Raw genomic sequence first — 13512 nt, forward strand, 5'->3', positions numbered from 1 at the left:
ACCTAGGCCGGGTGCGAGATCTTCAGCGTGTAGCTGCCCTTGCCCTTCTCCCGCTCCACCGTCCACCGGTACTTGCCCGAAGTGCCGGTGTAGCTGACGGTTTCGCTGGAGCCGGACTTCTCGCCGGTCTTCACCACGACCCAGCGCTTCCCGTTCCACTTCGACAGCGTCAGGTCGAAGTTCGTGCCCTTCGGCCCGCTCAGGCAGCCGCGGTGCAGGCCCGCCTTCTTGCTGGTGTAGGTGGACGCGGTGATCGCCCGGGTCTTCAGGGTCACCTTGCCGGTGGTGGTGGTCGTGCAGGTGGGTGCGGGCTTGGTGGGTGTGGGGGTGATGGTGGACGTGGTGGTCGGCGTCGGTGTGCTCGTCGCCGTGGGTGCCGGGGTGGGTCCGGTGGTGGGCGCCGTGGTGGGGGAGGCGCTGGGTGAGGTGGTGGGTGACGTCACCGGCACCGCGGTGGTGGGGGTGGCAGTTGGGGTGGTGGGCGCCGGGGTGGACGTGCTGGCCGTGGAACCGACGTACAGCAGCAGGTTCGGCGTCCCGCTCGGAACTCCGCTCAGCGCGTCGCTGGTCGCGCTGCTGACCAGGGCCGATGCCACGGTCGCGGGCGCGGCCGCAGGGTCGCCCTGCAGGTAGAGCGCGATCGCCCCGGCCACGTGCGGCGTGGCCATCGAGGTACCGCTGAGCGTCTTGGTGGCGGTGTTGGAGGTGTACCAGTCCGAGACGATCGACTGGCCCGGCCCGTAGAGGTCCACGCACGAGCCGAAGTTGCTGAAACTGGCGTTCATGTCCGTGTTCGTCGACGCCGCCACCGTGATCGCGTTCGGCACGTCGGCGGGGGAGTTGGTGCAGGCGTCCTTGGCATCGTTACCCGCCGCCACGGCGTAGGTGATGCCCGAGGCGATCGACGCGTTCACCGCGTTGTCCAGCGCCGCGTTGCTCTCGCCGCCCAGGCTCATGTTCACCACCGACGGTCCGGAGGCGTTCGCGGTGACCCAGTTGACGCCGGCGATGACATCCGACGAGGTGCCACTGCCGTCACAGCCGAGCACCCGCACCGGAACGATGTTCACGCCCGGCGCCACCCCGTAGGTGGCCCCGCCGATCGTGCCCGCGACGTGGGTCCCGTGCCCGGCGCAGTCCTCGGTGCCGTTGCCGTCGGAGACCGTGCTGTAGCCGGACAGCACCCGCCCGGCCAGGTCGCTGTGGGTGGAACGGACGCCGGTGTCGATCACGTAAGCGGTCACGCCGCTGCCGTCACCGCTGGTCACGAGCTTGCCGTTGAGGCCCGAACGCTGGTCGACGCGGTCCTGGCCCCACGAGCTCACCGAGCGCGACCCGGAGATGCTCATCGTCCGGTCGGCCACGATGTAGGCGACGGCCGGGTCCTGGCGGGCCTTGGCCAGCTCGGCCGCGCTCATCTCGGCCGCGTACCCGTTGATCGCGTCGCCGTACTCGTGCGTGACCTCGGCCCCGCGGTCCTCGGCCCGGTCCACGGCGGCGTCCAGCGCGGCGTTGTCCTCGCCGGTGGCCGGAGCCTTGAGCACCACGATGTACTGGCCGGGGATGACGTCGGCCTCGCCGGTCCCCAGCACCTGCGCGGCGTACGACGAGGCGTCGGCGGAACTCTCCTCCGCACTGCCCGGCAGCGCCGTGAGCACGGCTGCGGTGCCGACGGCGGCGACGAGAAGTTTGGTGGGCAGATCGAGCGTGATGTGGCGTTCGCCCACGTTAGAACCCCGTCCCTGGTTGACGTTCCGTCATCCTGAAATAACGGAGCGTCTAGTTGACGATTCAGGGGCCGAACGGGTTTGCCCTGTGCGTTTGAGCATCCCGGCCGGTCCTTGTAGGACGGAGGGATGTCGGTCAGCGGTGAAGAGGCAATGGCTCTGGGTGAACTCGCGGAACGCTGGACGGAGGGGATCGACGCGGCGCTGCCGGCGGCCGTGGCCCTGCGCCACGAACTGCACGCCAATCCGGACGTTTCCGGGCAGGAGGAGCCCACGGCCCGCCGGGTGATGGCAGCGCTCGGCGGCCTGGACGCGGAGACCGTCGCCGGCACCGGCCGTCTGGTGCGGCTCGGCCCGCCCGGCCCGTCGATCGGGCTGAGGGCCGAGCTCGACGCCCTCCCGGTCGCCGAGCTGACCGGTTCACCGTTCGCCTCGACGGTGCGCACGCCTCCCGCGATGCACGCCTGTGGTCACGACGTGCACCTGGCCGGTCTCTTCGCCGTCCTCCAGGCCGCCCGGCGACTGAAACTGCCGCTGGGACTCATCGGCCTGCTCCAGCCGCGTGAGGAGGTGGGCCCCACCGGAGCCGCCGATGTCGTGGCCGGCGACCACCTCGTCCACCATCAGGTCAGGGCTCTGGTGGCCGCCCACGTGCAACCGCAGGTGCCCGCCGGACGCGTCGCCTCGGATGCCGGGCCGGTGAACGCCGCGGTCGACGAGATCGAGATCGTCGTCTCCGGCCGGGGTGGCCACGGCGCCTATCCGCACCTGGCCGTCGACCCCGTGCCCGCTCTCTGCCGGATCGTGCTGGCCCTGTCGGAGACGGCCCGATCGACCGTCAATCCCCTTCATGCCTCCGTGGTTTCGATCACCCAGATCAGCGGCTCGGCAGCCCCGAACGTCATCCCGGGAACCGCCGCAGCTGCCGGGACGATCCGCCTGATGCACGAGACCGACCGCCCCCTGCTGCACGAACGCCTGGCCCGGACGGTCACCAGCATCGCCGAGGCCCACGGCTGCACGGGCAAGTACGAGGTGCGACGCGGTGAGCCGGCCCTGGTCAACGACGCGACGCTGGCCGGCCTGACCCGCGGCTGGCTCGACGAGTTCCGGGTTCCGACCGCCTCTTTCGCCTCGTGCGGCTCCGACGACTTCGCCACCTACGGCTCCCAGGTGCCGATCCTCATGCAGTTCGTCGGCACCGGCTACGACCATGCGAGCGGCCCGATGCTGCACGACCCGTCGTTCCTGCCCGGCGACGAGGTGGTGCGTCAGGTGGCCGTGGCCCTGCTGGCGGGCTGGCTGGGAGCGGCATCGGTCACGTCACCGAGTAGCTGAGCAGCACCAGGCCGGTGGGCGTGCGGCGCCCGTCGTTCAGGGTGAGGCGGCGCAGCATGTCCTGGTTGTCGAACAGCTTGCGCCCGGTGCCGGCCAGCGTCGGCGCTACCACCAGGCGCAGTTCGTCGACCAGACCGGCGAAGAGCAGCGTCTGGGCCAGCCGGATGCTGCCGTGCACGCCGATGTCCCCGCCTTCTTGAGCCTTGAGCTGGGTGACGAAGCTGGTCAGGGGCTGCTCGATGCGCTCGGTGTTCGCCCAGGGATGGTTCAGCGGCGCACTCGTGGCCACGTACTTGGGGGTGCCGTTGATGAAGTCGGAGAACGGCTCCATGTCCATGTCCGGCCAGATCGGAGCCCACTCGTCGTACATCGCCCGCCCCAGCAACACCGTGTCCTGCCGCCGGATCACCTCCCGCAGGTTGTCCAGATACACCGTGTCTTCCTGCATGGGCATCCACCGGTCCGGACTCTCCGCCACCCCGTCGAGCGACAGCAGCTCGTACAGCACCACCCTGCGCATGACATCTCCCTGATCGACTCCAACGAAGACGTCCCCCGCCCGCGGAACTCATCGGTCTACGGTGTGCGCCATGACCCTGCTCGGCGCGGTCCCCTCCCTTCCCGTCTTCGACATCGCCGCGGCCGTGGAGTTCTACACCTCGAAACTGCCCTTCCGGTGCCGGTACCAGGAGGCCGGCCTGGCCATCCTGGTGAGCGACGCGGTCGAGCTCAGCCTGTGGGCCGCGAACCGCCCCGACATCCCCGGCGGCGAACCCCACCTGGCCGGCAGCGCGTCGTGCAGCTTCCGCGTCGACGACGCGACCGCTCTGCACCGGACCTGCGAGGGCATCGTGCATCCGAACGCCCCGCTGCACCGGACCGCATGGGGCACGCGCGAGTTCAGCGTGCTCGACCACGACGGCAACGCGATCCGGTTCTACGAGGTGCTCTGAGCGCCCTCTCCGGATGCGACGCCCCGCGCACCGGAACACCATGCCCGTATGGCTACTTCGACCAAGAAGCGCGATCCCGGCCCCAGCGTCAAGGACAAGGAGCTCTACGAGGAGCTCCGCGACCACGGCAACAGCAAGCAGAAGTCCGCCCGCATCGCCAACGCTGCTGCGGCCCGGGGCCGCAGCAGCGTGGGGCGCAAAGGTGGCAAGGCGGGCGACTACGACGACTGGTCGGTCGACGACCTGCGCAAGCGCGCCGCCGAGATCGGCGTCAGCGGGCGCTCGAGCATGCGCAAGGCCGAACTGATCGACGCCCTGCGCAACAGCTAACTCACCAGCAGGTCGGATCCGTGCTCCGAGGATCGTCGGACACCCGGCGCTCGGCGTAGATGCTGCCCTCCCGGGCGCGTGCCCGCCACGGACGAGCCGCCATCTGCGCGATCTCCCATCGTGGGTCGCTCGCATCAATGTCGGCCACGAGAACTGCACTCCGGTCACCGGCTCGGGCCACCGGCGTTCCGTCCGGACCGAACACGCACGAGCCGAAACCAAGTCCCAGTCCGGCCGGGATCGACACCGCCACCCAGTAGCTGTTGATGGCCGCGTGTGCCTGGGCCAGGACCGGAAAGATCGATTCGCCAGGGTAGGCCGGTAGCAGCACCCCGTCGACGCCAAGCTGTTCGTACTCCGCGAACAGCTCCGGAAAGTTCACCTCGATGCAGGTGAGCAGACCGAAACGGAAACCGTCGACCGCGAACGTCACCGCCCGGAACCCAGGGGAGTAGAACCTGGTGATCTCTGTGTGCGAACAGAGCCGCTTGTCGTAGCGCTCCACGATCTCTCCCCGGTCGGAGATCACGTAAAGGCTGTTGTGCGGCCGGTTCGGCGCGGTGAGCCGGTGCGCACTGCCCAGCACCAGCCAGATGTCGAGGTCACGCGCCAGCCGTCTGATCAGATCGAGCTCCCGCTCCAGGGCCGCCCAGTCCATCACCGACCAGTCCGGTACCTGCGCCTTCGCGTATCCCGACAGCATGCCCTCGGGCAAGAGCACCAGCCGGGCGCCCTCCCGCGCCGCCTGCCGAACAACTGAGCGCACCGTCCGGCCGTTCGCCGAGACGTCTCGGCTGACCCTGCTCTGTGCGACAGCGACACGAAGCCTGCTCATGGCGAACCCCCGTCTGTTCACCGTCCGATCATCAAGCCTGACAAGACGGCCCCCGGGCCGCAAGGTCCTGGAACCAGCCTGCTCTAACTCACCAGCAGGTCGAACTTCTCCGCCTCGGCGCGTGACGTGGTGTCCGAGACCAGCTTGCTGCCGTTGTCCTGCACCCGTACGTACTCCTTGTCCACGTCCGCCTGCAGCGACACCGAACCGTCGTCGTTGCGGACCACGGTGAACTTCTCCCACGGCCCGAGAGCCGTGCGGTTGGCGATCAGCGGCTCGGCGCCGGAGTTCTCCGCCGTGACCAACTGGGAGTTCGCCCGGGCGCGCAGAGCGACCAGACCGTCCGACGCGTCCTCGATGTCGAACTTCTCCCAGACGCCGGCGGAGGCGATGCTGGCGTTGAGCGGCGACGTGCCGTTCGGGTCGGCCTGCACCCACTTGCCCGTGGTGCGCGAGCGCAGCGAGATCGCGTCGCCCTCGGCGGGCAGCGGCGACGACGCACTCTGGTAGCTGATGCCGAGCAGGAAGTTCAGCGGGGTGGCGGTGAAATCGCTCTGCAGCGAACCGCCCTGGGCGACGTCCGACTGGAAACCGGCCGGCTTCGGGTTGACGCCGTCACAGCTGCCGTTGGGGATACCGATGTGCGTGGAGTTGTCCTTGTTTCCGGTGATGGTGAAGTCCTTCACACCATTCACCGCGTAGCCGTAGCCCATGGTCGAGCCCTCGAGCGTGTTGCCGGTGACGGTGCCGCCGGTGACCAGGGTGTCAGTGCACGACCAGACGCCCGGGCCCATCGCCAGGCCGATCTTGATCAGTGCACCGTCGGCCCGGATGGTGTTGTTCGAGACCACGGTCTCGGCGTAGTTCCCGTCCATCGGCCCGTAGTCGACCATGTTGATACCGCCCAGCAGCGTGCGGTTCTTGGCGATGATCGTGTTGTCGCTGACCGTCGAGCCAGGTGCCCCGAAGACGACGATGGCGCCGTCGGTCGCGTCGGTGATGGTGTTGTTCTTGACCGTCGTGGTGCCACAGGCCAGTGAGATGCCGTCGGCCCAGCCGTCGGGGGTGCCCGAAGGACCGATCTGGTTGCCGGTCACGCTCGCCCCCTGACAACCGGGCACACCACTGCGCACGACCCCCTCGGCCAGGTGCAGGGCCGACCAGCCGCGCGGCTCCAGGAACCGGCTGTTCTCGACCACGAGACCGGTGACGTCGCCGCCGATCTCGACCAGCCCGCTGCCGCCCTCGATCCGGCCGAGCGTGGGCCGCTGCCCGTCGACCTGGATGCTGCGCAGCTTGATGCCGCTCTTGCCGCCGCCCTCGATCGCGGTCGCCTGGTTCGCCCCTGTCACCCTGAGCGTGGCACGGGTGTCACCGGAGGGCAGGCCCTCGGTCTCGATCGACTGGTTCGCCGCCGAGAACCTCACCGGTTGCGACAGGTCGAACGTGGCCCCCGCGCAGAGCGTCGCCACCGCCCCGTCGCCGCTCAGGGCGTTCTGAATGTCCTTGTCCGTACCGGATTCGAGGCAGCCGGCCGGGTTGGCCGCGGTGGCCACCGAGGTGCCGACCACCGCGAGCAGCCCGGCCGTACCGATCGCGGCTGCTACGAGCGAGCGTCGCTTGATCACTGGGAGATTTCCTTAGCTGAGACGTCTTCCTACGCCTCGCAAGCTAGGTACCCACACCCAAAGGGCCAGCAAAACCCTTGCTAAGAAAGCTTTTTCATTGATCCCGAACGTACGGCACGGCCGGGTGGTTCAGTGATGCCGACCACAACCGACGGGGGACGCGTCGGCACCGGTCGGGTGCCGACGCGTCCCCCATCGGGGGTTCAGTTGCCCGCGCCCAGATTCTCCATGAAGAACGACGGGTACCGGTCGCCCCGGGCCGCCCCCAGGGGAACCGCCTTCTCGATCTCGGCCAGGTCGTCCGGCGTCAGTTCCAGATCGGCCGCGATCCGGGCCTCGTCGAGCCGGGTGCGGGTGCGCGCACCGATCAGCGGCACGATCTCCGGACCCTGCGCCGCCACCCAGGCGATGGCGAGCTGGGCCACGGTGCAGCCCTTGACCTCGGCGATCGCGCGCAGCGCCTCGACCAGGGCCAGGTTGTGCTCCACGTTGTCGGCCGCGAACCGGGGGCTGCCGGCGCGGTGGTCGCCCGGTGCGGGCCGGGTGGACCGGTCGGTCGTCCAGTGCCCGGAGATCAGGCCCCGGCTGAGCACGCCGTAGGCGGTCAGCCCGATGCCGAGTTCGCGCAGCGTGGGCAGCACCTCGGCCTCGATCGCCCGGGAGATCAGCGAGTACTCGATCTGCAGGTCGGTGATCGGGTGCACGGCGTGGGCCCGGCGGATCGTCTCGGCGTTCATCTCCGAGAGCCCGGCGTAGCGCACGTACCCGGCCTCGACGAGCTCCTTGATCGCGCCGACCGTTTCCTCGATCGGCACGTCCGGGTCACGACGGGCGGGGCGGTAGATGTCGATGTGATCGGTGCCCAGGCGGGTCAGCGAGTGCGCCACGCTGTTCCTGATCGCCTCGGGCCGGCCGTCGTGGCCACCGGGCAGACCGTTCGGGTTCAGCAGCATGCCGGTCTTCACGCTCAGCACGTAGCTGTCGCGTGGCCGGCCCTTCAGCGCTTCGGCCAGCAGCAGCTCGTTGTGGCCCGCCGCGTAGAAGTCGGCCGTGTCGATGAGCGTGATCCCGGCGTCGAGCGCTGCCTGCACGGTGGCGATGCTCTCGTCCCGGTCGGCGGTGCCGTAGGCGCCGGACATGCTCATCCCGCCCAGGCCGATCGCCGAGACGGTGGGGCCGTTCTGGCCGAGGGTACGGGTCTGCATGGCGTGCTCCCTTTCGTTCGTCGTGCCTCCAGGCTGGGCTTTTGACGAGCTGAGCGGGAGAGGAGCGTTCATCGTGGGAGCGCCGCTCCCTGGCTGGGCCGGTTCGGGAGGCGCAGGATGGACGACATGCAGCGTGACGAGCTCGCCGACTTCCTGCGCCGCCGACGCGAGGCGATCCGCCCGGCCGAGGTGGGCATCGCCGACGGCCCGCGCCGCCGCACCAACGGGCTGCGCCGGGAGGAGGTGGCCATGCTCGCCGGGATGTCGGTCGACTACGTGGTGCGCCTCGAGCAGGGGCGCAGCAGTCAGCCGTCGACGCAGCTGCTCGCCTCGCTGGCCCGGGCCCTGCGCCTGACCGACGACGAACGCGACCACCTCTTTCACCTGGCCGGGCACCAGCCGCCGGCCTCGGAGGGGCACTCCCAGCTGGCCCGGGCCGGTCTGGTGCGAATGCTCGACCTGCTGGAGGGGGCCTCCGCGATGGTCATCTCCGACCTCGGCGTGGTGCTGGCCCAGAACCGCCTGTCCGTGCTGGTGGCCGGGGAGCTGACCCGGGCGGGCGGTGACCGCCGCTACCTCATTCACCGCTTCTTCACCGAGGCCAACGACTGGGGTGAACAGCTGCCGGAAGAACGTGAGCACCAGGCCCGGCAGCTGGTGGCCGACCTGCGGGCGGTCTACGGGCGGCGATCCGACGATCCGGAGGTGATCGGTCTGGTGGCGCGGCTCCAGGAGGACAGCGCCGAGTTCCGGGGTCTGTGGGCCGATCACGAGGTGAAGGTGCGGCGTGCCGACCGGAAGACGCTGGTGCACGCACGGGTCGGCCGGCTGCTGATGGACTGCGAGACCCTGGTCACGCCCGACCTGCGTCAGCAGTTGCTCGTGCTCACCCCGGCCGATGCGCAGACCCGCGAGAAGCTCGATCTGCTGCGGGTTCTCGGCACCCAGGAGTTCACGCCCGGCGTACGCTGACGTGTCGGTCGCGGCTGGCCAGCAGACCGGCCACCAGCTGCACCACGAGCAGGACGCCGAGGGCTGCGATCGGCAGGGCCCACTCACCGGAAACCGAGTGCAGGTAGCCGATTCCGAGCGGTCCGAGGCCGGCGAAGAGGTAGCCGATGCCCTGCGCCATGGTGGAGACGTGCCCGGTGTGAGCGGCGTCGGGCGAGCGCCAGACGATGTAGGTGAGGGCCAGGCTGATCGAGGCGCCCTGGCCGAGGCCGAGCAGACTCATCCACAGGTAGGCGCCGGCGGTGGGGGCGAGAGCCAGGCCGGCGTAGCCCGCGCCGGTCAGGACGACGGCGATGACGATCGGGAGTCCGGCCGGGCGCATCGTGCGGGCCAGGGTGGGGGTGAACAGCGACGCGGCGATGCCCGGGAAGGCCGAGAACGACAGCAGCCAGCCGGCCGTGTGGGCGTCCATGCCGTTATCGGTGAGCAGGGTGGGGATCCAGGTCAGCGTGGCGTAGTAGCTCATGCTCTGGGTGCCCATCAGCACGGTCACGGCCAGGGCGACGGGGTCGGTCAGGATGGCTGAGAAGCGGGGTGCGTTCGTGCTTTTGGACGCGTCGGGGCTCGCCTCGGGTCGGTGGTTGCGGAACTGCGGGGTCCACAGCAGCACGGCCAGCACCGCGGGGATCGCCCAGAGTCCCAGGGCCACGCGCCATTCGCCGCCGACGACGGGAAGCAGGGGCGAGGTCAGGCCGGAGGCCAGGGCCGCGCCGATGAACAGCGTGGTGGAGTAGAGGCCCATCATCAGCCCGGCGCGGTGCGAGAAGTCGCGTTTGATGGCGGCGGGCATGGCGACGTTGGCGATCGCGATGGCCGCGCCCACCACCACGGTGCCGGCGAAGAGCGCGGCCAGGTCCGGGTAGAGCCGGAGCAGCAGCCCGGCCACGAGCGCGACCATGGCCGCGCCGAGCAGCCGGTGCAGGCCGAACCGCCTGGTCAGGCCGGGGGTGAGAAAGGCGAAGGCACCGAACGCCACGACCGGGATGGTGGTCAGCAGGCTCGCGGCGGTGTCGGTGATGCCCAGGTCGTTCCGGATGTCGCCGAGCACCGGCCCGATCGAGGCGACGCCGATGCGGAGGTTGAGCCCGATCAGCAGCAACCCGAGCGCCAGGAGAGCGGACTTCGTCCGTCGCTGGTCGGTTTTCGGTCGTTCCGGCGCGGTGGCCATCAGATTCGTCCTTGCTGTTGCGGGGATGCCCCCAGTTCACCGCCCGTCATTGCCGCAGGCAACCGATAAACTGACGCGTGATGCCCGAAACCCGCCATCATTGTGCTCAGCCGGAGCAGACGCTTCTGCTCGGCCACGCCGAGCGCACCGCCGAGCACGCCCATACGCGAGGTCATCTCGTGTACCCGGCCACGGGCGTCCTCTCGCTGGTGACCGCCACCGGCAGCTGGATCGCCCCACCCAACCGGGTCGTCTGGATCCCGGGCGGGGCCGGACATCAGCACCGGGCCCACGGCGTCACCGACATGCGGGTGGTCTTCCTGTCGTCGGAGCTGGCCGAGCCCCTGCCCACACGCCCCGCCGTGCTCGTGGTCACGCCTCTGGCCCGGGCGGCTCTTCTGGCCCTGACCAGCAGCGATCAGCGCAGCCCGGCGGCGGTGGACCGACTGCGCCACGTTGTGGTCGACGACCTGTCGGTGGCCCCGGAGCAGCCGCTGCACCTGCCCGAACCCCGCGACGACCGGCTCCGCGCGGTGGCCCGGCGGGTGGCCGACGACCTGACCGGATCGGCCACCCTGGCGGAGCTGGGCCGTGAGGTGGGAGCGGCCGAACGCACTCTGAGCCGGCTCTTCCATGCCGAGACCGGTATGGGTTTCCGGCAGTGGCGCACCCAGCTGCGCGTTCACCGGGCGCTGTTGCTGCTCTCCGACGGGATGCCGGTGATCGACGTGGCGGCGGCCTGCGGCTGGGCGAACCCGAGTGCGTTCATCGAGGCGTTCACGCTGTTGGTCGGGCAGAGTCCGGGGCGGTATCAGCGCTCGTCGCGTCTTTCGCCTTCGGACGGCTGAGCGAGGCCAGCACCGCCCCGATCGCCAGCACCACGGCGAGAGCCGCGTAGCCGAACGTGAGGGTGGTCGCCGCGGCGACGGCGGCCACGAAGAGGGGACCACCCGCGTCCCCCATTTCGCGCCCCAGTTCGGCGGAGCCCATGGTCTGCCCCATGCGCTCCTCGGAGGTGGAGGCGGCGAGGGCCGAAAAGCCCAGCGGCGTGATGATTCCGGTGCCGATGCCGATGAGCACACCGGCGAGGAGCACGCCGGTCAGGCCCGGCAGCGTCGCGGCGGCCATACCGATGGCGGTGGCGAAAAGGCCTGTCAGAAGGCCGGTTCTGATGGTGAGACGCCCCTGGTCGAGAGCCCGGCCGGTTCTCGGCTGCACGAAGGCGGCCGCGGCGGCGAGCACGGAGACGGCCGCACCGGTGGCGATCGTGCCGAGGCCGGCCGCGGCGCCGGAGACGGGCAGGAAGCCAACGCCGACGGAGAGGGCGGCGGTGGCTGCGGCGAGTGCGGCGGTCGGGCCCAGGAATGAGCGGTCGGAGAGACGACGAGCCAGGTCAGCGACGGTTTGGCGCTGGCGGGGCAGGGGTGGGACCTCGGGGACGGCGGCCCAGGCCCAGACCGCGACGACGGCGCCGCAGAGCATCATCACGGTGAACAGCAGGCGCAGGCCGCCGGCCCAGACGAGCACACCGCCGAGCAGGGGGCCGAGGGTGTAGCCGATGGACTTGTAGAAGCCGTAGCTGCCGAACGCCCGGCCGCGCCTGGCCGCCGGGTTGAGCCGTGCGACCAGGGCCGAGGCGGAGGGGGAGAAGGCCGAGGCGGCGGCGCCCTGGCCGAGGCGCGCGGCCCAGAGCCAGCCCGAGCTGTCGGCCACGACGTACAGGGCGGAGGCGGCGGCGAACGCGACGAGGCCGCCCAGCAGAACGGGTTTGGCTCCGATCCGGTCGGAGAGGGTGCCGAAGACCGGTTTGAGGATGACCTCGGCCCCGTCGTACAGCGCGAGCAGGGCCCCGAGCACGAGCAGTGAGCTGACGGCGTCGTCGGAGAAGCCACCGAGGTTGGCGGCGATGCCGTGGGCGCCGAAGGCGGTGGTGAATCCCGCGGCGTACAGAGGCCACATCGACCGGCTCACAGAGCATCTCCGTCGTTGCTGTGCAGGGCCTTGAACACGCGTTCGGCGTAGCGCTCGCAGTCGGTGGCACACTGCTTGAGCCGTTCCGCGGCTTCGGGTGCCTCGGGGGCGCCGAACACGTCGCGGGCGGTGATGTCGCGGTGCCAGCGGCGGAGCCGTTCCAGGCTCTGTTCCTCTTCTTCCAGCTCGGCCAGGGTGAACTTGGCGATGCGGATCTCCTTGGCGATCTCCGCCTCGAACTTGTGGCAGTCGGCGAGGAACTCGAACCACTCGGCGGAGCGGGCCTCGGTGAAAAGCTTCTCCAGGTGCTCGGTGTCGCCCGCGGTGCGCCCGCTGGCCTGCAGCGTGACGGCCTGCCCGCCGGCGGCCTCGGCCAGCTCCACGGCCTGGCCGACGCCCCTCATGAACGCAGGGACGTCGGGTGCGGCCCAGACTCCCTGCCCCAGCGAGAGCACGCCGGCCTTGCGGAGCTCACGCCACACCGCCACGCGGTGACGTGACGGCTCGGCGGGGACCTTGATCAGGAGTATCAACCACGTCACTTAATCGAATGTAGCAGGCGTTACTTCATCGATCGTGACACTCACGACGCAGGCTGGTCTGCGGTGGCGTGGAGGTGACATCCGCGGATCCTCACCGGTTGCCGCGCTCTCCGCCCCGGTGCTCCCCGCCTCGGGCACTCTCCGCCTTGGCACTCTCCGCCTTGGCACTCTCCGCCTTGGCACTCTCCGCCTTGGCACTCCCCACCCCGGCACTCCCCACCCCGGCACTCCCCACCCCGGCACTCCCCACCCCGGCACTCCCCACCCCGGCACTCCCCGCCCCGATGCTCCCCGGCCTCGGTACTTCCCGCCCCGGCGCCCGGCCTCCGGTCGATCGCAAGTGCGGTGCTTTCGATTATCGATAATCGAAAGCACCGCACCTCAAACTCTTGCGGCACCGGGGCCGGACTGCCACGGGGGCTGGTTTGCCAGCGGGAGGGCTGGTTGCCACCGGGAGGGCCGGCCTGCCGCGGGGGAGCAGGACTGCCGCGGGGGAGCAGGACTGCCACCGCGAGGGATGGACTGCCAACGGGCGGGCTGGACCGTCGCCGAGATGCTGAACCCATCGCCAGGGCATCTGTCGGCCCAGGGGCCAGGCGAGATCGCCGGGTAGGGACGGCAACTGGAAACTGCGGGTGTCCCTACGGTTTGTAGGACACCCGCAGGGACGCTGTATGTCAAAACGTCGAAACCCCAGCCAGACTGGTGTCTGAGCTGGGGTTTCGTTCGGTGGGCCTAAGTGGACTTGAACCACTGACCTCTTCCTTATCAGGGAAGCGCTCTAACCAACTGAGCTATAGGCCC

The 13512-nt window shown here is 70.0% G+C and carries 13 protein-coding genes and 1 tRNA gene; 5 read left to right on the forward strand and 9 right to left on the reverse strand.

From position 1 onward, the window contains the following. Nucleotides 1-2 precede the first annotated feature (2 nt). On the reverse strand, nucleotides 3-1727 hold the full coding sequence (locus J2S57_RS10550) for a S8 family peptidase (RefSeq protein ID WP_307241060.1): 1725 nt from the start codon (nucleotides 1725-1727) through the stop codon (nucleotides 3-5). A gap of 129 nt (nucleotides 1728-1856) precedes the next feature. Between J2S57_RS10550 and J2S57_RS10555 the strand changes: the two genes are divergently transcribed. Beyond that, nucleotides 1857-3065, forward strand: coding sequence for a M20 metallopeptidase family protein (locus J2S57_RS10555; RefSeq protein WP_307241062.1), 1209 nt, complete (start codon nucleotides 1857-1859; stop codon nucleotides 3063-3065). On the opposite strand, the gene J2S57_RS10560 is transcribed toward J2S57_RS10555, so the two are convergent. Beyond that, complete coding sequence (locus tag J2S57_RS10560; RefSeq protein ID WP_307241064.1) at nucleotides 3046-3585, reverse strand: dihydrofolate reductase family protein; 540 nt, start codon at nucleotides 3583-3585, stop codon at nucleotides 3046-3048. The two genes, J2S57_RS10555 and J2S57_RS10560, sit on opposite strands and share 20 nt — an antisense overlap. A 70-nt stretch (nucleotides 3586-3655) precedes the next feature. Between J2S57_RS10560 and J2S57_RS10565 the strand changes: the two genes are divergently transcribed. Continuing rightward, nucleotides 3656-4018, forward strand: coding sequence for a VOC family protein (locus J2S57_RS10565; RefSeq protein ID WP_307241066.1), 363 nt, complete (start codon nucleotides 3656-3658; stop codon nucleotides 4016-4018). Nucleotides 4019-4066: 48 nt separating this feature from the next. Further along, nucleotides 4067-4348: a DUF7218 family protein gene (locus J2S57_RS10570; protein WP_307241068.1), complete on the forward strand. Its 282-nt coding sequence runs from the start codon at nucleotides 4067-4069 to the stop codon at nucleotides 4346-4348. A gap of 1 nt (nucleotide 4349) precedes the next feature. On the opposite strand, the gene J2S57_RS10575 is transcribed toward J2S57_RS10570, so the two are convergent. From J2S57_RS10575 to J2S57_RS10585, 3 genes are all read right to left on the reverse strand, one after another. After that, nucleotides 4350-5183: a carbon-nitrogen hydrolase family protein gene (locus J2S57_RS10575; RefSeq protein ID WP_307241070.1), complete on the reverse strand. Its 834-nt coding sequence runs from the start codon at nucleotides 5181-5183 to the stop codon at nucleotides 4350-4352. Between the two features lie 83 nt (nucleotides 5184-5266). Continuing rightward, on the reverse strand, nucleotides 5267-6811 hold the full coding sequence (locus J2S57_RS10580) for a right-handed parallel beta-helix repeat-containing protein (protein WP_307241071.1): 1545 nt from the start codon (nucleotides 6809-6811) through the stop codon (nucleotides 5267-5269). A 203-nt stretch (nucleotides 6812-7014) separates the two neighbouring features. Further along, nucleotides 7015-8016 (reverse strand): aldo/keto reductase, encoded by a 1002-nt coding sequence (locus tag J2S57_RS10585; RefSeq protein ID WP_307241073.1) that lies wholly within the window; start codon nucleotides 8014-8016, stop codon nucleotides 7015-7017. A 126-nt stretch (nucleotides 8017-8142) separates the two neighbouring features. Between J2S57_RS10585 and J2S57_RS10590 the strand changes: the two genes are divergently transcribed. Further along, nucleotides 8143-8988: a helix-turn-helix transcriptional regulator gene (locus J2S57_RS10590; protein WP_370882616.1), complete on the forward strand. Its 846-nt coding sequence runs from the start codon at nucleotides 8143-8145 to the stop codon at nucleotides 8986-8988. Here J2S57_RS10590 and J2S57_RS10595 read toward each other — a convergent pair. Further along, nucleotides 8969-10195: a CynX/NimT family MFS transporter gene (locus J2S57_RS10595; RefSeq protein ID WP_307241077.1), complete on the reverse strand. Its 1227-nt coding sequence runs from the start codon at nucleotides 10193-10195 to the stop codon at nucleotides 8969-8971. The two genes, J2S57_RS10590 and J2S57_RS10595, sit on opposite strands and share 20 nt — an antisense overlap. Before the next feature lie 80 nt (nucleotides 10196-10275). Here J2S57_RS10595 and J2S57_RS10600 point away from each other — a divergent pair, with 80 nt between their 5' ends. Then, nucleotides 10276-11043: a helix-turn-helix domain-containing protein gene (locus J2S57_RS10600; protein WP_307241079.1), complete on the forward strand. Its 768-nt coding sequence runs from the start codon at nucleotides 10276-10278 to the stop codon at nucleotides 11041-11043. Here J2S57_RS10600 and J2S57_RS10605 read toward each other — a convergent pair. The 3 genes from J2S57_RS10605 to J2S57_RS10615 form a co-directional block, all read right to left on the reverse strand. Beyond that, a complete protein-coding gene (locus J2S57_RS10605) occupies nucleotides 10973-12154 on the reverse strand; it encodes an MFS transporter (RefSeq protein WP_370882617.1) in 1182 nt (393 codons plus the stop codon). The genes J2S57_RS10600 and J2S57_RS10605 overlap by 71 nt on opposite strands. A gap of 8 nt (nucleotides 12155-12162) precedes the next feature. Further along, nucleotides 12163-12708 (reverse strand): Chromate resistance protein ChrB, encoded by a 546-nt coding sequence (locus J2S57_RS10610; protein ID WP_307241083.1) that lies wholly within the window; start codon nucleotides 12706-12708, stop codon nucleotides 12163-12165. Between the two features lie 730 nt (nucleotides 12709-13438). Beyond that, nucleotides 13439-13512 (reverse strand) — tRNA-Ile (locus tag J2S57_RS10615).

The sequence above is a fragment of the Kineosporia succinea genome (assembly GCF_030811555.1).
GTDB classification, from domain to species: Bacteria; Actinomycetota; Actinomycetes; order Actinomycetales; family Kineosporiaceae; genus Kineosporia; species Kineosporia succinea.